The organism is Paenibacillus cymbidii, from assembly GCF_004764705.1.
Lineage (GTDB): Bacteria > Bacillota > Bacilli > Paenibacillales > NBRC-103111 > Paenibacillus_AN > Paenibacillus_AN cymbidii.
Genome location: NZ_SHLX01000056.1, coordinates 1 through 18,501 on the forward strand (window position 1 = coordinate 1; position 18,501 = coordinate 18,501).

An 18,501-nucleotide genomic window follows, 5' to 3' on the forward strand; every position below is an offset into this window, starting at 1 on the left:
CGGAGCAAAAAAATAACCTCCCGCGCCTTCGCTTGGGCTACGGCCGCCCACAACCTTTTACACCAAACAAATGACCCCCATCGTCCCGATGGAAGAACCTACTACACAAACTACTTGACGGCACCCAATCTGGGGCAAATAGGCCATTTTTCATGGGCTATTTTGGTTGCCGGCAATCAATCGGGCCACTTCAGGGGCGGCTCGCCAGGAGAGATCGGAGGAACAGCCCTTCCGCGGAGCGGCGTCGCTCGCTTTCGGTGCGTTATGTTGGTGCCCCCGTATCGCCGGGCGGACTCTTGTGACGGCGGATCCGATACAGCCGGTACAGATGGCTGGCGACCACTTTGATCACCGCGTAAGTCGGGATGGCTACGAACATGCCGAGCAAACCGGTCAAACTGCCGACGGCGATCAACAGCAGGATGATGGTCAGCGGATGAATCGCCAGCTTCTTCCCCATCACCTGCGGCGAAATGAAGTTGTTTTCGATTTGCTGCGCGATGACGACAACGACGATCACTTTGATCACCATGGCCGGCGAATCGATGAGCGCCACGACGACACTCGGAATCATGCCGATAAACACGCCGACGAACGGGATGAGGTTCATCATCGTCAGCACAAGCGCCAGAATGAGCGAATACTGCAAGCCGATGATTTCGTAGCCGACGTACATCAGAATGCCGAGCCCCAGACTGACGAGAAATTTGCCCTGGATGTAATTGCTGAGCGCCGCGTCCATGTCTTTCAGGATCTTCATCGCTTCGTCGTCGTGCTCGTCCGGCGTGACGCGAAGCACAAACTTGCTGAATTTATCGCCTTCCTTGAGCAAGTAGTAGACGATGAAAGGCACGGTGGACAGCAGCACCACCACATCGGAAATAAATCCAAGCAACGTGTTGAGCGCATTGCCCGTACTCGATAAAATGTTCTTGCTGAATTCGGCGATTTTGGCTTCGATTTCCTGCTGGTGCTCGTTATAGTAATCGGCGATCCAGCGATTTTCCTGAAGCTTGTCGACCTGCTTCTGCACGAGGGAAATCATCTGCGGCGCATTGGTCAGCAAGCTGTTGATCTGCTCCTGGATCACCGGACCGACGAGCAGTACGAGCATGACGACCAGACCCAGAAACAGCAGGAAAATGATCGGCACCCCGTAAGCTCGCTTAACCCCTCGCCTTTCGAGCAGCGTCACAAGCGGCCGCATGATGTAGTACAGCACCCCGGACAAAATGAACGGAAGCAGCAGCGTTTGCACGACGACGCCAATCGGACGGAACAGGAAATCGACTTTTGAAGCGAGAAACACGATCAATAACACGATAATAATGCCGTACCCGATGCGAAAATATTTCCCTTGCGGCATGCCGACCCCTCCGCTCGTCTCGTTCTTTCCAGTATATCACATTCATCCGATTCGTCATAAAAGATCCAAAATGTTGGCACCCTACTGGCAACTACGCAGGATAGGGGATTTTTGCTTATGATGCTGCTGTTGAAACTGCCGCTGCTGATGGCCGCCGTGCTGTCGCTCGGCCTGGCGACCTCCTTCTCGCCTTCCGCAAGCAAGGGAAGGGAATATTACGAGCAGCGCGGCGAAGTCGTCTGGGAAGTGCCGACCGATCGCAAAGTGATTGCGCTCACGTTCGACGACGGGCCTCATCCGGTGCATACGGACCATATTTTGAAGCTGCTTAAGCAGTATGACGCCAAAGCTACCTTTTTTGTCGTCGGCAACCGGGCGGCCAAATACCCCGAGCTTGTCCGGCGGGCGGCAATGGAAGGCCATGAGATTGGCAACCATACGTACACGCACCCCTACTTCAACCGCAACCGGCATACGGAAACGATGCGCCGCGAGCTGAGCGACACGCACGACGCCATCTTCCGCGCCACCGGCCAGCCGCCGCACCTGTTCCGCCCGCCGGGAGGGTACTATAACGAAGCGGTCGTGCATATGGCCAAACAAAGCGGCTACCTCGTCATCCTCTGGTCGTGGGATCAGGATACGAACGATTGGCGCAGCCCCGGTACGGGCCGCATCGTGCGCAAAGTGCTCGACCACGACCATAACGGCGATATTGTGCTGTTTCACGATTTTGTCGAAGGACGGACGCAAACCGTCGACGCGCTGCGCGTTATTTTGCCCGAACTGAAACAGCGCGGCTACCAGTTCGTGACGGTTTCCGAATTGCTCAGCATGCGCAAGTCGGTGCCGGTGAAGAAGCCGTGAAGCGTCCCTGAGGAGCGTTCGTTCCACGGCGCAACGAGGTCGCCCGGATCCGGTTCGTTGCCTCCGCTTATCCCAATAAGCCATAAAAAATGGCTTATTGATGGAATATGGGCCTCTTTCGCAGAAATAGCCAGTGATTTCGCTAGCTATTTCGTCGGGAAACCCGGTTTTTCGTCCATCTGCTCGGAATAGCCAGTGTTTTCGTTGGTTAATTTGGATGAGACTCGTGAATGTACGCAAATAAGCCATTTTTTCTGGGCTATTCGCCGGCCCCGCCTTACGGGCCAGCCCTGCCAGGCACGTCTCGTCCTCCCATACACTATACACGCACCAGCCCCGCCTGACACATCTGTTCCCGCCTTACCTGCCACATCCACGCCTCACGCACCCGCCCCAACACGCCAAACAAGCCGGCCGTCGCGCTGCGACGCCGGCTTGTTTGGAACGAAAATTCAGCCCAATCTGCTGCCCTCGGCCTCGGAGTTCTCATACACTCCCTACCGGAACATCCCCCACAGCTTGAGCAGATGAAACGTGTTGTTCGGATCGATTTTTTGCGCGATGACGAACGCAACGATATTTTCCGTCTGCCGTTCGCTCAGCTTGATGCCGATCGCCCGCGTAATGTCGCCGACCAGCTTGCGCACCGTCAGCTTGTTCTGCAAATCCGATTTCGTCACGTATTGCAAAATATGTTTGACGCGCTCCTTGTTGTCCGGCTGCTTCAGCTTCATCTTGACTTGCTCGACCAACTGCGGCTCGATGCCGTAATGCATGTAGCTCAACCGTCACACCTCCGTCAACCGATCATTCTCTATCGTATGACGGCCGCCCGCAAAATGTTCCTGTTCGCCCGGCGACGGCATGCAAAACGATTGTCAGTCGAGCTGTTCATTGCCGAGAATGCCTTCCCGCTGCAAAAACGACCGCAGTGCCGCATGTTCCGCCGCCGTCCAGAAATCGGCGCGCGCCACGAGCGCGGCGGCATCGTCCCGCGCCTCCTCGAGCGTCTCGAAATCGGCGATCATGTCGGCCAGCCGGAACTCCGGCATGCCGCTTTGCTTCGTGCCGAAGAAGTCGCCCGGCCCGCGCAGTTCGAGGTCGCGGCGGGCGATTTCGAAGCCGTCGTTCGTTTCGGCCATGACGCGAAGCCGCTCCTTGCCGACTTCGCTCTTCGGGTCGGCCAGCAGCACGCAGTACGACTGGTGCTCGCCGCGGCCGACCCGGCCGCGCAGCTGGTGCAGCTGCGACAAGCCGAAGCGGTCGGCGTCGTAAACGACCATCAGCGTCGCATTCGGCACGTCGACGCCGACCTCGATGACCGTCGTCGAGACGAGCACCTGCAAGTCGCCGGCGCTGAACCGGCGCATGATGTCGTCCTTCTCCTCCGCCTTCAAACGACCGTGCAGCAACCCGACGCGCAAAGCCGGGAACTCCTGCGTCAACTGGGCATGCACGTCGATCGCGTTCTGCACGTCGAGCTTCTCCGATTCTTCGATCAGCGGGCAAATGACGTACGCCTGCCGCCCCGCCTTCACCTCGCGGTCGATAAAACCGAGCACGCGCGTCAGCAAGTTGTGCGACACCGCGTATGTTTTTATCGGCAGCCGGCCTTTCGGCAGCTCGCGCAGCGTCGACACGTCCATGTCGCCGAACGCGGTAATCGCCAGCGTACGCGGAATCGGCGTCGCCGTCATCGTCAGCACGTCGGGGTGCAGCCCTTTGCGCCGCAGGATGCTGCGCTGGTTGACGCCGAACCGGTGCTGCTCGTCGGTGACGACGAGGCCGAGCTTGCGGTACACGACGTCCTCCTGGATCAGCGCATGCGTGCCGACGACAACGTCGATCAGCCCCATCTGCAAGCCGGCCAGCACATCGCGCCGCTTGCGTTCGGTCAGGCCGCCGGTGAGCAAGGCGACTTCGATGCCGAGCGGGGCGAACAGCGCCTCCAGCGACCGCTTGTGCTGCTCGGCCAAAATTTCCGTCGGCACCATCAGCGCTCCCTGCGAACCCGCCTTGACGACGGCGACGAGCGCAGCGGCGGCGACAATCGTTTTGCCGGCGCCGACATCGCCCTGGAGCAGCCGGTTCATGCCGTAGGGCTGCTTCAGATCGTGCATGATTTCGCCGATGACGCGCCGCTGCGACTCCGTCAGCGCGAACGGCAGCGAAGCCAGGAAGCCGCGCACCGCCTGTTCGTCAAGCGGATGCGCCACGCCTTCCGCCCGCTGCCGCGTTACGGCGCGGTACGCTTGCAGCTTCAACTGGAACAGGAACAGTTCCTCGTAGACAAGCCGCTTGCGCGCCCGTTGCCCTTCGGCAACGTTCGCCGGGCGATGAATCGTCGCCACCGCCTGTTTGCGCGGCAGCAAGTCATGCTTCGCCACCAGCTCGCGGGGCAGCACTTCTTCCACCAGCGCGCCGAACTGCGTCAGTGCCTGCGTCATGATTTTGCGCAGCCAGTTTTGGGCGATCGCGCCCGTCAGCGAATACACCGGCTGCACCGTGTCCGTCTTGGACGCCCCCTGACCGGGAAACTCGGTTTCGGTTACCGTCAGATGGAGCCGGCGCTGGTCCCACTTGCCGGTCAGCACGATCTCCTTGCCGACGACCAGCTTGTCCTTCAGAAAGTGGCGGTTGAACATAATGGCAGTAATCAAAAAACGGTCCACCATCACCATGCACGTCAGCCGCGACTTCGTTCTGCCGTACATGCGTACGAGCGGCTCTCCGTAGATGGTGCCTTGAACCGTAATTTTGTCGCCGTCCTTGACTTCCGTCAAATCGCGCAGCCGGTAATCCTCATACCGGAACGGAAAATAATCGAGCAGGTCGGCTACGGAGCGAATGCCAAGCGCGGCGAGCTCTTCCGCCTTTGCCGCGCTGACGCCGCGAACCTGCCGTACCGGAATGTGATGCAGATCCATCATGACAAAACGTCGGCGGGGAGCATGAACACCGCCACCGTGCCGGGGCCGACATGCGTGCCGATGACCGGCCCGAGCGACGTGTACGTGAGCGAGCGAACCCGGAAATGTTCGCCGATGAGGCCGCTCAGCTCCTCCGCCTTCTCCCTATCGTTGGAATGGGCGATGATCACATCGTTCTCACCGCCAAAAGCGCCTTCATCCTGCAGCAGCTCGATGATGCGCTGCATCGCCTTGCGATGGCCGCGCACCTTGTCCACGGACGTTACGGTGCCGTCTTCGTCGAGCGTCAAAATCGGCTTGATGTTCAGCAGCGAACCGATGAACGCCGACGCTTTGCCAATTCGGCCGCCCTTCTGCAAATAGTCGAGCGTATCGACGAGAAAGTACAAGCTGTTGCGCTGCTTGATCGTGGCCATCAGCTCGAGGCATTGCTCCTTGGTCGCGCCGGCTCTCGCCGCTTCCGCCGCCTTCACGACCTGCAAACCGCAGCCGTACGAGGCGGACCGCGAATCGACGACCGTCACGTCGATTTCCCCTTCGAGCATCGACGCGGCGAGCAGCGCCGACTGGTACGTTCCGCTCAGCACGGAGCCGAGATGCACCGAAATGATCGAGGCGCCGGGCGATTCGGCGGCCACCTGCTTGAAGCATTCGACGAAGTCGAGCGGCGACGGCTGCGACGTCTTGGGCAGCGACGGCGCGGCGGCCAGCTTCTCGTAGAACTGCTCCGGCTGCAGCGTCACCGCGTCCAAATACGTTTCTTCGCCAAAATGAATCTTGAGCGGCACCATGGCGATGCCGAGCTCTTGCCGCAGCTCCGCCGGAATGTCCGCCGTGCTGTCGGTCATCAATCGAATCTGGCTCATGCGCGCCGCCCCTATTCCGCCGAAAGTATAAACCGATACACCGGTTGTTCGCCGGCCTGAATGTCCGTCTCCACTTCAGGATATCGCTCCGCGATATAGCCGGCAAGCGCGCCCGCTTCTTCCTGCCGCGCGTCTTCGCCGGTCAGGATCGTCACGACTTCGCCGCCGTCCTGCAGCATGCTGTCGATCAGTTCGCGCAGCGTCGTCGCAAGCTCGGCGCTCGACACCACGATGCGCCCGTTGTGAATGCCCAGATAATCGCCTTCGGCAATCGTCACGCCGTCGATTTCCGTATCGCGCACGGCCGTTGTCACCTGACCGGATTGCACGGCCGCCGCCGCCTTCTCCATCCGTTCGGCGTTGACCGCCGGCTCCGCCTTCTCCTTGAACGCGATCAGCGCCGACATCCCTTGCGGAATCGTCTTCGTCGGCACAACCACGAGCTTGCGGCCGGAGACCAGCTCCTCCGCCTGCCGGGCGGCCATCACGATGTTGCCGTTGTTCGGCAGCACGAACACCGTCTGGGCCGGCACTTGCTGCACCGCGCGCACGATGTCTTCCGTGCTCGGATTCATCGTTTGCCCGCCGGACAGCACCACATCCGCGCCGAGGCTGGCGAACAGGCGCGACAGCCCTTCGCCTGCGGCAATCGCCACGACGCCGTAGCGCTTCAATTGCGGCTCCGCAGCAGCTTCCCCGCCGGCAACCGGCGCTGCAGATACAGCGGGAGCCGCGTCTGCGCCGGCCTTGGCAAAATCGTCGGAGACGATATGCGCGTGTTGTTCGCGCATGTTTTCGATCTTGATCCGTGTCAGTTCTCCGTAACGCATCGCTTCGTTCATCACGTTGCCGGGCGACTCGGCGTGGATATGCACCTTGACCAGTTCGTCGTCGGCGACAACGAGCAGCGAATCGCCCAGCCTGCCGAGCGCGCTGCGGAACGCGCCTTCCTCGAAGCGCGCCGACCGTTGGGCCGGTGCCAGCTTAATGATAAATTCCGTACAATAACCATGCTCGATCGAGCTGGCGGACAATTGTGATTGTGCGGACTTGGAACGATGCGGATCATGATTTTCCACGAATGTCGCGACGTTTGGCGGCGTCGGAACCGTTGCCGATGCGACCTGCTCGCCGGACAAGTAAGCCATAAACCCTTCATAAATGCAGATAAGACCTTGTCCTCCGGCGTCAACGACGCCAACTTGCTTCAGGACGGGAAGCATATCCGGCGTTTTGGCCAGCGTCTCTTGCCCGCAGCGCAGCGTTTCGCTCATGACCGCCGCCACGTCGTCCGTCCGGCGGGCCACCGCTACCGCATGTTTCGCCGATTCCCGCGCCACGGTCAGGATCGTGCCTTCAACCGGCTTGACGACAGCCTTGAACGCGGCGTCGACGCCGGTCTGCAGCGCCGCGGCGAAGTGTGCGGCATCGATCGTTTCGCAGGCGGCGACCGCCTTCGCGAAGCCGCGAAACAGCTGCGACAAAATAACGCCCGAGTTGCCCCTGGCGCCGAGCAGAAGCCCTTTGGCCAGCGCTTCGGCGCATTTGCCGGCATGGCCGCTCTGTCTGCGCAGCAGCTCTTCCACGCCGGCGGACATCGTCATGCTCATGTTCGATCCCGTATCCCCGTCCGGAACCGGAAATACGTTCAACGCGTTCACGTGTTCGGCCATCGCCTTCAATCGTTCGGCGCCGGAAACCATAAGCTGTACCAAATCCGCTGCGTCTATCCCGCTGAAGCGCTTACTCAACCACACCTTCTCCTTCCGTCGATGCGGCACCGGACGGCCCCGCCGTCGGATTGCCGTTGCTACTTGGCCACGCGTACTCCCTGCACGAAGATGTTGACGCGATCGACTTGCAGGCCAACCACTTCGCCCAGTATATATTTCACACGATTCTGCACATTGTGAGCCACTTCGGAAATATTCGTGCCGTAGCTGACGATAATATAAAGATCCACATGAAGCAAATCGTGCTCGCGCCGCACCTCCACCCCGCGACTCAAGTTGTCACGGCCGAGCAATTCGGCGATGCCGTCCTTCAACTGGTTGCGCGACGACATGCCGACAAGCCCATAGCACTCCAGTGCGGCGGAACCGGCAATAACGGCGACTACCGGGTTGGCTACATTCACTTTCCCATATTCGGTTGCAAGCTCAATCGACATGATTCTACACGCCCTTCGATCGAAAGTATTACGAACATTGTACAACAAGTAGGGAGAGATGAAAAGCGAGCGGCGGCGGCGCATCCCGGCCGTTCCCCGCCGTTTTCGGTCGTTGACTTGCCCAATCGGGCTATGCTATTATATTCTAGTATGTTTTTACGGAAGATCCGCTTTTCACGCCAATATCCGTCGGCTTGTCCGGCGGTGAAACGATAGAGGAGGTGTCATGCATGTCCCGCAAATGTTACGTAACCGGCAAATCGCCTAAACAAGGAAACAACGTGTCCCACGCGAACAATAAAACGAAGCGCACCTGGGGAGTCAACGTTCAGAAAGTCCGCATCCTCGTGGACGGCAAGCCGAAACGCGTTTATGTCAGCACGCGCGCGTTGAAATCCGGCAAAGTAGCCCGCGTCTAGCACCGTCATTGTTGCATACGAAGACAAAAAAGCACCTGAGAAGGTGCTTTTTTTCATTTGACGTCTGCTTCGATTCCGGGATTGCCCGTTCAATTTTTGCTGAATGTATTTAAAACCGCCTTGACGAATCCGCCCAAAAAGCGCGGCAATTTGATGGTGTAAAACTTCATGCCATCCCCCTCCTCAAAAGGTTCCACGATCTTGAGCGCCCGCTCCTGTAATCAAGTGTATGAAGGGGCGCCGCCAATTATGACGGGTTGGCAGGGGAGGGCTCGTTGTTCATGTCCTTGTAAACGTCCGGAATCCACCAGTCGTTTGCGGTAGCGAACAAGACGTACATACTCGTAAAGACGAGGCACAACACAACGACCAACAAGATGAACGTGATCCGGGCGCCGATGCCGTCCCGGATGCGGAAGAACCGGATGCCGAGCAGAATCGCCCCCAGCGAAAACGCGTACCGGGTGATGCCGGGAACGAGAATGAAGCCCGACATCAGAAGCGCGCCGGCGATGCTGTACAGCAGCAAGACAAGCCCTCTCACGGCGCTCCTCCTCCCGCCCGGCGAATGCCGGCAATCGCGGCGGCCCGGTCCGGCGCGGCGAACACGGCGTTGCCGGCCACCAGCACGTCGGCGCCCGCTTCGGCTACGAGCGGGGCCGTCGCTTCGTTTACGCCGCCGTCGACTTCGATCCGCACGTCATGCAGATTCCGTTCGGTCAGCCACTCACGCACCCGGCGAATCTTGTCCAGCGTAAGCGGGATGAACGATTGGCCGCCGAAGCCCGGATTGACCGTCATCTGCAGCACGAGATCGACGTCGCCGAGCGCCCATTCGATCGCCGTCAGCGGCGTGGCCGGATTAAGCGCCACACCGGCCTTGACGCCATGCTCGCGGATCAGATGCAGCGTGCGATGCAGATGCACGCAAGCTTCCGCGTGCACGGTGATATAGTCGGCGCCCGCCTTGGCGAATGCGGGAATGTAGCGGTCCGGCTGCTCGATCATCAGGTGTACGTCGAGCGGCAACTTTGTATGCGGCCGGATCGCCTGCACCACGAGCGGCCCGAGCGTAATGTTCGGCACGTAGTGCCCGTCCATCACGTCGACGTGTATCCAATCTGCGCCGCCGCGCTCCACGTCTGCGATTTCTTCGCCCAGCTTGGCGAAATCGGCGGATAAAATCGACGGCGCGATATACAGCTTGCGCATGAATCAGTACCTCCGTTTGCGGTCTTTGATTTCGGTCAGGAATTGCAGGTAATGCTCATACCGCGTGCGGGCGACTTGCCCGGCGGACGCGGCGCCGATCACTTTGCAGCCGGGCTCGCGTTCGTGTTGGCAGCCGCGAAACCGGCATCCGGGCGCAAGCTCGCGCATTTCTTTGAAGCAGCCGCCGAGATCGCCCGCTTCCAGCTGCTGAAAGTCGAGCTGGCTGAAGCCCGGCGTATCGGCGATCCAGCCGCCGCCCGGCTGGGCGATCAGTTCGACATGGCGGGTCGTATGCTTGCCGCGGCCGAGCCTGTGGCTGATGGCGTTCGTCGACAGCGCCAGCCCCGGCATAATCGCGTTCAGCAGCGACGACTTGCCGACGCCGGACTGGCCGGAGAAGACGGCGATACGTCCCGCCAGCAGCTCCTTCACCCGGCCGACGCCTTCGCCTTTGCGCGCGCTCGTCGTCACGACCGGATATCCGATCGCGCGGTACAAGCCGGCAGCCGCTTCGGCCGCTTCGTTCTCTTCCGGACCGGCAAGGTCCGTTTTCGTCAGGACGACGATGGTGTCCAGCCTTGCCTGCTCCGTATGGACAAGAAACTTGTCCAGCAGCTGCAGGCTCAAGTTCGGCTCCACCACGGAAAAAACAAGCACCGCCGTATCGACATTCGCGATCGGCGGGCGAATCAATTCGGTTGCGCGCGGCTCAATGGCGACAACCGTGCCTTCCCCGTTATCGGTCAGCTCGTATGACACGCGGTCGCCGACCAGCGGCGAAATATGCTGCTTTTTGAACAGGCCCCGCGCCCTGCACTGGATCGTTTCCGCAGCCGCTCCGGCTTGCGCCTCGGCCGGCTGCGGGAGCACGTAGTAATACCCGCTTAGCGCTTTGACAATCAATCCTTCCGGCATGCGTTACCTGCTTCCCGCGCTCGGCGACGGCGATTTGGATGCGGATGGCGAAGGCGTCGGCGTTTGCGACTGCTTCGGCGTTGTCCCCGGCGAGCCGGATGGCGTAACGGAAGCGCTCGGCGACGCGCTGCCGGCCGACGGTTTGCTTTGCTGGTTGAGGTATTGCAGGTAATTCTGGTACGTGACCGTTTCCGTATTGTACGGCGCACCGTCGCGATAATAAGTGATCGTCGCGCTCTTGTCCCTGGTAAGCGTCAGTTGGATGTTGATCGGCTCGGCAGTGCTGATTTGCAGCCCGTCCTGATAGACAAACTTCTCGTAACGAGCGTCCGTCAGTTCGATTTTGAACGTCGACGGTTTGCCCTGCGTCTTCGGTTCAAGCGGCTTGGACTGGTATACCCATTCGACCGCATCGTCCGGCTTGCCCGAGCTGATATAGATGATGATATCCTTTGCGCCGCGATCGACGTCCTGATCTTTTTTGTACGGCCATTGGTCAAACACCCGGTCCTTCGGCGTATCGTAGTTCGGCTTGCGCACGACGCCATCGCCGTTCGGAGCCAGTTTCAAATCCATCAGCGTCAGCGCGTTTTCCGCTTCCTTCTGCGTCATGCCGGTCAGATCGGGCATCTTCAGCTTCTCGCGGCCTTTGCTGAGTTTGAACGTAAACTGCGTTTTGGCCGGATCGAACTGCTCGCCTTCCTTCGGCGTCTGCTCCAGAATTTTATCCGGATCTTCTTCGCTGAAATCGCTCGACGTTTTGATCTGCGTATCGCTGATGCCGAGCGCCTGCAGCTCGAGCCGCACGTCGTTGAACGATTTGCCCACGTACTTGGGCATCGCGCGCATTTCCGCGCCCGTGCTGACGCGCAGCTTGACGACAGTGCCTTCGCGCACCGACATTTTTTCCGGGTCCTGTTGGATGACGATATTGACCGCCACGTCTTTGCTCGTCTCCAGGGTGACCTCGGGGCGCAAGCCCGCCGCCGTTATTTTTTGCTTCGCCACATCGACGTTTTCCCCCGTTACATAAGGCACTTCCACGTCTTTGGGGGTAAAATTGCTTTTGACATAGCCGATGCCGTACCAGAGGGCGCCGATCGTCAGCAGCAGCACGACCGCCCACACGGTTGGCGCGATCCAGCCTCTGCGCTTGCGCCCCTCTTCCTCATCGCCGTCGTCCGCGTAGCCGTTGTCGGCATTGCCGCGAATGGCGGGCACGACGCGCGTCCGCTCCGCATCGAATTGCTCGGCGTCGTGAAACTCGAGTTTGCGCTCGTTGCGGCGTTCCGGCATCAGACACGTATCGAGATCGTGCTGCATTTCTTCCGCCGACTGATAGCGCTCCTCCGGCGACTTGCGCATTGCCCGGAGGATGATATTCTCCACGCTTTGCGGAATGAGCGGATTGACTTTGCGCGGCTCCTCGACCTTCTCCTGCAGATGCTTGAGCGCCACGCTGATCGGGCTTTCGCCGAGAAACGGCAGCCGTCCGGTCAGCATCTGGTACAGGACGATGCCGAGCGAGTACAGGTCGGATTTGGCGCCGGCGGGCGTCCCTTTGGCATGCTCCGGCGAAAAATAATGAACGGAACCCACCACGGAACCCGTCTGCGTGATGGTCGAAGAGGTCGTGGCGCGGGCGATGCCGAAGTCGGTCACCTTGACCCGGCCGTTCTTGCCGATAAGGATGTTGTGCGGCTTGATATCGCGGTGCACGATCTGGTTCGCGTGCGCGTGATCGAGCGCGTCGCAAATTTGCCCGGCGATATGGACCGCTTCCTCCACCTGAAGCGGCGCCTTCTCCTTGATGAGTTCGTTCAGCGTATTGCCTTCCACATACTCCATCACGATATAATGCACGTCGTCCTGCTGTCCGACGTCGTAAATGCTGACAATGTTCGGATGCGACAGCGATGCGGCCGCCTGCGCCTCGCGGCGGAAACGGCGGATGAACTCCTCGTCGTGCACGAACTGCTGACGCAGCACCTTGACCGCAACGAACCGGTTCAGCAAAATGTCCTGCGCCTTGTACACCAGCGCCATACCGCCGCCGCCGACGCGTTCGAGCAATTCGTATCTGCCGCTGAGCACTTGATCGGTCAATCCGCATCACCTCGCTTTCCGGAAGGCTCGTTCGCATCGTTGACCAGAAGTACGACCGTCACGTTGTCGTCGCCTCCCGCCGCCAGCGCGTGGGCGATCAGCGCATCGGCCTTGTCGGCCAGCTCCAGATCGCCGCCGGCGATCGCGCAGATGTCCGCAGGCTCGACGAGACCGCTCAGCCCGTCGCTGCACAGCAGCAGCACGTCGCCGGACGACCACGGCAGGCGGCGAATGTCGACCGGCGTGCCGGGTTCCGTCCCGAGCGCGCGCGTCAGTACGTTCCGCCGCGGGTGATGCTCCGCTTCTTCCTTCGAGATTTGCCCGCTGCGCAGCAATTCGCCGACGAGCGTATGGTCTTCGGTCAACTGCACGATGGAATCGCCCCGGACAAGGTAGGCGCGGCTGTCGCCGATATGGCCGATCAGCAGCGACTCCTTGCTCGCCAGCACGGCGACGACCGTCGTGCCCATGCCGTGCAGATGCGTCAGTTGCTGAGCGTATTCGTAAATCGAATCGTTGGCGCCTGCAATCGCTTCCGTCAGCTGCCGCTCGATTTGCTCGTCGGTCATGCCGCTATGTAGGCCATGCAGCTTTTCCTCAATCGTTTCGATCGCCATTTGGCTGGCGATTTCGCCGGCTTGGTGACCCCCCATGCCGTCGGCTACGATCGCCAGATCGTAGCCGCCCAGTTCGGTCCGTACGACGGCACGATCCTCGTTGACCGCGCGTACGTAACCGACATCGCTTTTATAAGCCGCCTTCATCTCTCCATCACCTCGAGCTGGACTCCAAATGCTGCGCCCGCAGCTGGCCGCAGGCCGCCGCGATGTCGCTTCCGTGCTCGCGACGGATCGTCGCGTTGATCTGGCTGCGTTCCAGAATGCGCTGGAACGTAAAAATATCGTCGCGCGGCGTCCGCACGAAATTGCGTTCCTGCACAAAATTGACCGGAATCAGGTTGACGTGGGCGTGCGGAATTTCCTTCAGCACCTGCGCCAGCTCCTCGGCATGCTCCGGCTGGTCGTTGACGCCGCCCATCAGCGCGTATTCGAACGTAATGCGGCGCCCCGTCGTCCGGACGTAATATTGGCACGCTTCGATCAAATCGGCGAACGGGAAACGACGGTTGACCGGCATCAGCTTCGACCGCAGCTTGTCGTTCGGCGCGTGGATCGAGATGGCCAAATTGACCTGCGTGCCGGCGTCGGCGAACCGGTAAATGTTCGGCACGATGCCGCTCGTCGACACGGTGATGTGGCGTTGACCGATGTTGAGCCCTTTCGGGTGCACCATCACGTTCAGAAACGTCATCGTGGCGTCGTAGTTTTCGAACGGCTCGCCAATGCCCATAATGACGATGCTGCTGACCCGCTCTTCCTTCGCGTCGAGCATCTTCTGCGCCTTGACGACCTGGGCGATAATTTCGCCCGGCGCCAGATCGCGCTTCAGCCCGCCCAGCGTCGACGCGCAGAACGTGCAGCCGACACGGCAGCCGACCTGCGTCGTCACACATACGCTGTTGCCGTAATTATGTTTCATGATGACGGTTTCGATCGCGTTCTGATCCTGCAGCTCGAACAGGAACTTCACCGTGCCGTCCTTCGATTCGTAGCGCGTAATCTCCTTCAGCGTCACGAACCGGAACTGGTCTTCCAGCTTGGCGATCAGCGTCTTCGGCAAATTGCTCATCGCGGCGAACGAGTCGACGCGCTTCACGTACAGCCAATCGAATATTTGTCCCGCGCGAAAAGCGGCCTCGCCGCTGGCTTTGGCCCATTCCTGCCACGCTTCAAACGTCAAATCGTATACAAAAGGTTTCATGTTGCATCAACCCGCTTCATTCTGTTCTGAGTTCATCTTATCTATAGTAACACAAATGGGGACGGCGCGTAAAAGGCAATAGGCCGAAAGGCCGGGCGACGGTGCGGCGGACCCGGCTTTTGGGCGCCGCCGGGGCGATAACCGGGGGCTGTTCAGCCTTCGATCAGGCCCGTATACGGGATTTCCCGGCCGCCTTGGCGGACGATCAGCAGCGGGCCGACATGCGGCTCCGAAGCATATATTTCCGTTCCGACGGGCAGCTTCGTTGCGCTGCCGTTTCGGAAGGAGCTGCCTTTGCGGTGGGTTTTGGTTATGGCGCCGACTTTCTCCCCTGCGGCCGGCTGCAGTTCCCGCACCCAATCGACTTCGCTCGCGTTCTGGTAGACGATACCGTCGAATTGGAAAATATCCGCGTCCGGCATGGCCTTCAGCACCTCTTTGGCCGTTGGGTTATGCGTCGAGTTTGCAGTCGGCGAACAGGCGGACAACAAAACGATAACGATGGTTAACGTCATAAATATTCTCATCGTTTCCACACTCCTTTTTCGCCTATATGACGATTCGCCGGGCTGGAAAGTTTCGCTTGCGCAAGTACGGCTAATGGCCTCGGCCGATCGCTTATGGACCAGCTATCGGTGCCGCCTGAAAATAGCCAGTGAAATCATGGCCTATTTCGCAAAAAAAGGCAGGCAGCATCAAAATAACCAGTAAAATCGCTGGCTAATTCTTTGAAACTACCGAAAACGGGGCAATTTTGTTGAAATAGTCAGTGTTTTCGCTGGCTCTTTTCGATGAGACAACTAAAAAGAAGCGAATAAGCCATTTTTTACGGCCTATTTTACAGCCAAACACAAAAAAAACGACACGCCCGCGCCAGCAGGCCGTGTCGCTTCTTGCCTTACCCCTTTCGCCGCAGCCGGGCGATGAAAAAACCGTCGCTGCCGTACTCGTGCGGCAGCAGCTGCACCGCGGCGCCACGCAGCGCGTCCGCCCCCGCCGCCAGGCCGTCGCCCTCGCCGCCTTGCCCTTGCGCCCGGCGGGCCGCCGCCTCCGGCGCGAACATGCCGGCCGGCAGCGGCGCCGGCTCGAAATCGTCGTGCTCCCGCAGGAAGCGCTGCACGGTCGCTTCGTTCTCCGCCGCCTCCAGCGTACACGTGCTGTAGACGAGCACGCCGCCCGGCGCAAGCAGCGCCTGCACCGCTTCCAGCAGCTCGCGCTGCAGCTGCGCCAGCTCGGCGATTTCCGCTTCGCGCTTCGCCCACTTCAGATCGGGTTTGCGGCGGATCACGCCAAGCCCCGAGCACGGCGCGTCAAGCAGGATGCGGTCGAACGAGCCCGCCGCGAACCGTTCGCCGAGCCGGCGGACGTCGGCGACAACCGTTTCGACGCAGCGCAGGCCGAGCCGCTTCGCCTGTTCGCGCACGAGGCCGATTTTGTGCTCGTGCAGGTCGCAGGCGACGATCCGTCCTTTGCCTTGCATCAGTTCGGCCAGATGCGCCGTTTTGCCGCCGGGCGCGGCACAGCAGTCGAGCACCTGCATGCCCGGCTCCGGCGCGACGGCTTCGGCGACGAGCATCGAGCTTTCGTCCTGCACGGACAAGCTGCCGTCCGCATACCACGGCGTCAGCGCCATGTTGCCGCCGGTTACGACGATGCCGGACGGCGCCAGCGGCGAGAGCTCGGCGTCGTAACCGGCTTCGCGCAGCAGCCGCAGCATGTCCGCCGGGCTGCGCCGCAGCCGGTTGACGCGCACGCTCGACTTCGGCGGCATGTTGTTCGCGTCGCAGATGGCCGCCGCAGCCGGTTCCCCGAAGCGGCCGACCCAGCGCGCCGCCATCCATTCCGGATGCGAATGCTCCAGCGCAAATCGGGCCATCGCGGGAAGTTCGCCGCTTACGACCAACTCGTCCTTGCTTCGCAGCACGCTGCGCAGCACGCCGTTGACCATGCCGGCGATCCCGGCATGGCCGCGTTTCTTGGCGATGTTGACCGCCTCGTTCACCGCCGCGTGCGGCGGGATACGGGTCAAATAGTGCAGCTGGTAGAAGCTGTGGCGCAGCAGCGCGCGCACCCATGGATCCAGCTTGGCCGCTCCTTTGGCGACGAACCGCCCGAGGAAGTAGTCGATCGTGTTCAGCCGCTGCACGGTGCCGTAAACAAGCTCGGTGACGAGCGCCGCTTCGGCGCGCTCCGGCTTCTCCTTCTGCAGCGTCTGGTGCAGCAGCAAATTGCTGTAGGCGCGGTCTTTGTCGACGCGGGTCAGGATGTCGGTCGCCAGTTCCCTCGCGCTTCTCACTCGGCTTGCCATCCGAGCACCGTCCCCGCCTGCATCGCGCCGCCGCGGGCAAAATCGCCGGCGCTCATCGCTTTTTTGCCGGCGGGCTGCACTTCCGTCAGCACGAGCTCGCCGCCGCCGGTTTGCACGGCGATTCCTTCGGCAGAGACGCGCAGCACCGTGCCCGGCGCCGCCGAAGGCGGCCGGCCGCTCTCCGCCGCCGCCGGCTTGCGGCTCGCCCATACTTTAAACACGTCGCCGTTCCATGTCGTAAACGCCACCGGCCACGGATTCAGCCCGCGAATCCGGTTGAACAGCTCGTCCGCCGGACGCGACCAATCGATCCGCTCGTCTTCGCGCGTAATGTTTGGCGCGTACGTCGCCTCCGCTTCCGGCTGCTGCTGGCGCGCGAGCCGCCCGGCCAGCAGCTCGGGCAGCGAACGGCGCAGCAGTTCGGCCGCCGTCACGCTCAGCTTGTCGAAGATCGTGCCGGCGGTGTCGTCGTCCCCGATCGGCACTTCCGCTTTGGCCAGCATATCGCCGGTGTCGAGTCCTTCGGCCATGTACATCAGCGTGACGCCGGTAACCGTTTCGCCGTTCATGATCGCATGCTGGATCGGCGCGCCGCCGCGATAGCGGGGCAGCAGCGAGCCGTGCAGGTTGACGCAGCCGTGCGCAGGCATGTCCAACACCGACTTGGGCAAAATTTGGCCGTACGCCGCCGTCACGATCAGATCCGGCCGGAACGCCGCCAGCTCCGCGACCGCCTCCGGCCGGCGCAGCCGTTCCGGCTGCAGCACCGGGATGCCGCGCAGAAGCGCCTCCGCCTTGACGGGCGGAGGCGTCAGTTCGCGTTTGCGGCCTTTGGGACGATCCGGCTGCGTAACGACGGCGACGACGTTGCAGCCGTCGGCCAGCAGCATGCGCAGCGCCGGCACGGCAAAGTCCGGCGTTCCCATAAACACGATCCGCAGCTCGTTATTCATCCTTCTCGTCCCGCGGTTCGGCGCGGTAAACGGACTCGGCCACATCCGTAAACAGCACGCCGTTCAAATGGTCGACCTCGTGCAAAATGCAGCGCGCCAGCAAATCCGTGCCGACAACGGTAATTTCGTTGCCGCTGCGGTCAAGCCCGCGCACCGTCACCTTCTGCGCCCGCCGCACGTCGCCTTGCAGGCCCGGGATGCTCAGGCAGCCTTCCGGCCCGAACTGCTCCCCTTCCTTGGCGATCACTTCCGGGTTAATCAGCTCGATCAGCCCGTGCTCGTCGCCGACGTCCATCACAATGACCCGCTTCAAAATGCCGACCTGCGGCGCCGCCAGGCCTACTCCCGGCGCGTCGTACATCGTGGCCGCCATGTCGTCGAGCAGCTTGTGGATGTTGGGCGTAATTTTCGGAACGGGGCGCGCCACTTCGCGCAGCACCGGGTCCGGATCTTTCACGATGAATCTGATTCCCATCGCTCTATCTCACCTTTCGTCACCTATCTGATCTTATTATGCCGGCTGTCGCTGCTGTATGCCTGCCGGGTATGACTACGGGATACATTATGT

At 60.9% G+C, this 18,501-nt stretch carries 19 protein-coding genes; 2 read left to right on the forward strand and 17 right to left on the reverse strand.

The features are described from left to right. Positions 1–262: 262 nt before the first annotated feature. Positions 263–1,366 carry an AI-2E family transporter gene (locus EXY20_RS37730; protein ID WP_135557612.1) on the reverse strand — a complete coding sequence of 368 codons (1,104 nt, stop codon included), beginning with the start codon at positions 1,364–1,366 and terminating at the stop codon, positions 263–265. A gap of 117 nt (positions 1,367–1,483) precedes the next feature. Between EXY20_RS37730 and EXY20_RS37735 the strand changes: the two genes are divergently transcribed. Continuing rightward, positions 1,484–2,233 (forward strand): polysaccharide deacetylase family protein, encoded by a 750-nt coding sequence (locus EXY20_RS37735; RefSeq protein WP_135557613.1) that lies wholly within the window; start codon positions 1,484–1,486, stop codon positions 2,231–2,233. Positions 2,234–2,730: 497 nt separating this feature from the next. Here the strand turns inward: EXY20_RS37735 and EXY20_RS37740 are convergent, their stop codons facing one another. The 5 genes from EXY20_RS37740 to EXY20_RS37760 all read right to left on the reverse strand — a co-directional run bounded on the left by EXY20_RS37740 (position 2,731) and on the right by EXY20_RS37760 (position 8,199). Beyond that, complete coding sequence (locus EXY20_RS37740) at positions 2,731–3,018, reverse strand: stage VI sporulation protein F (RefSeq protein ID WP_135557614.1); 288 nt, start codon at positions 3,016–3,018, stop codon at positions 2,731–2,733. A 93-nt stretch (positions 3,019–3,111) separates the two neighbouring features. After that, positions 3,112–5,160, reverse strand: coding sequence for an ATP-dependent DNA helicase RecG (gene recG / locus EXY20_RS37745; protein ID WP_207671404.1), 2,049 nt, complete (start codon positions 5,158–5,160; stop codon positions 3,112–3,114). After that, entirely contained in the window at positions 5,160–6,029 is an 870-nt protein-coding gene (locus EXY20_RS37750) for a DegV family protein (protein WP_135557616.1), read from the reverse strand. The genes recG and EXY20_RS37750 overlap by 1 nt, the downstream gene beginning before the upstream one ends. 11 nt (positions 6,030–6,040) lie before the next feature. Continuing rightward, positions 6,041–7,732 carry a DAK2 domain-containing protein gene (locus tag EXY20_RS37755; protein WP_207671405.1) on the reverse strand — a complete coding sequence of 564 codons (1,692 nt, stop codon included), beginning with the start codon at positions 7,730–7,732 and terminating at the stop codon, positions 6,041–6,043. Between the two features lie 107 nt (positions 7,733–7,839). Continuing rightward, positions 7,840–8,199: an Asp23/Gls24 family envelope stress response protein gene (locus EXY20_RS37760; RefSeq protein WP_135557618.1), complete on the reverse strand. Its 360-nt coding sequence runs from the start codon at positions 8,197–8,199 to the stop codon at positions 7,840–7,842. Between the two features lie 230 nt (positions 8,200–8,429). Here EXY20_RS37760 and rpmB point away from each other — a divergent pair, with 230 nt between their 5' ends. Continuing rightward, the gene (gene rpmB, locus EXY20_RS37765) at positions 8,430–8,618 is read left to right on the forward strand and encodes a 50S ribosomal protein L28 (protein ID WP_135557619.1); all 189 of its coding nucleotides are present in this window, start codon (positions 8,430–8,432) and stop codon (positions 8,616–8,618) included. Between the two features lie 89 nt (positions 8,619–8,707). Here rpmB and spoVM read toward each other — a convergent pair whose 3' ends face one another. The 11 genes from spoVM to def form a co-directional block, all read right to left on the reverse strand. Then, the gene (spoVM, locus tag EXY20_RS37770) at positions 8,708–8,788 is read right to left on the reverse strand and encodes a stage V sporulation protein SpoVM (protein WP_036634233.1); all 81 of its coding nucleotides are present in this window, start codon (positions 8,786–8,788) and stop codon (positions 8,708–8,710) included. Between the two features lie 77 nt (positions 8,789–8,865). After that, positions 8,866–9,162: a hypothetical protein gene (locus EXY20_RS37775; RefSeq protein WP_135557620.1), complete on the reverse strand. Its 297-nt coding sequence runs from the start codon at positions 9,160–9,162 to the stop codon at positions 8,866–8,868. Next, a complete protein-coding gene (gene rpe, locus EXY20_RS37780) occupies positions 9,159–9,830 on the reverse strand; it encodes a ribulose-phosphate 3-epimerase (protein ID WP_135557621.1) in 672 nt (223 codons plus the stop codon). Before rpe ends, EXY20_RS37775 begins: the two co-directional genes overlap by 4 nt. A 3-nt stretch (positions 9,831–9,833) precedes the next feature. Beyond that, entirely contained in the window at positions 9,834–10,745 is a 912-nt protein-coding gene (gene rsgA, locus EXY20_RS37785; protein ID WP_135557622.1) for a ribosome small subunit-dependent GTPase A, read from the reverse strand. Between the two features lie 3 nt (positions 10,746–10,748). Next, complete coding sequence (gene pknB, locus EXY20_RS37790; protein WP_135557623.1) at positions 10,749–12,851, reverse strand: Stk1 family PASTA domain-containing Ser/Thr kinase; 2,103 nt, start codon at positions 12,849–12,851, stop codon at positions 10,749–10,751. Next, entirely contained in the window at positions 12,848–13,615 is a 768-nt protein-coding gene (locus tag EXY20_RS37795) for a Stp1/IreP family PP2C-type Ser/Thr phosphatase (RefSeq protein ID WP_135557624.1), read from the reverse strand. Before EXY20_RS37795 ends, pknB begins: the two co-directional genes overlap by 4 nt. 7 nt (positions 13,616–13,622) lie before the next feature. After that, positions 13,623–14,672: a 23S rRNA (adenine(2503)-C(2))-methyltransferase RlmN gene (rlmN, locus tag EXY20_RS37800; protein ID WP_135557625.1), complete on the reverse strand. Its 1,050-nt coding sequence runs from the start codon at positions 14,670–14,672 to the stop codon at positions 13,623–13,625. Between the two features lie 152 nt (positions 14,673–14,824). After that, complete coding sequence (locus EXY20_RS37805) at positions 14,825–15,199, reverse strand: hypothetical protein (protein ID WP_135557626.1); 375 nt, start codon at positions 15,197–15,199, stop codon at positions 14,825–14,827. Positions 15,200–15,570: 371 nt separating this feature from the next. After that, entirely contained in the window at positions 15,571–16,980 is a 1,410-nt protein-coding gene (rsmB, locus tag EXY20_RS37810; protein ID WP_235886397.1) for a 16S rRNA (cytosine(967)-C(5))-methyltransferase RsmB, read from the reverse strand. Next, positions 16,965–17,933, reverse strand: a complete 969-nt coding sequence (fmt, locus tag EXY20_RS40210; RefSeq protein WP_235886398.1) for a methionyl-tRNA formyltransferase — start codon at positions 17,931–17,933, stop codon at positions 16,965–16,967. The genes rsmB and fmt overlap by 16 nt, the downstream gene beginning before the upstream one ends. Continuing rightward, the gene (def, locus tag EXY20_RS37820; protein ID WP_135557629.1) at positions 17,926–18,408 is read right to left on the reverse strand and encodes a peptide deformylase; all 483 of its coding nucleotides are present in this window, start codon (positions 18,406–18,408) and stop codon (positions 17,926–17,928) included. The genes fmt and def overlap by 8 nt, the downstream gene beginning before the upstream one ends. Positions 18,409–18,501 lie beyond the last annotated feature (93 nt).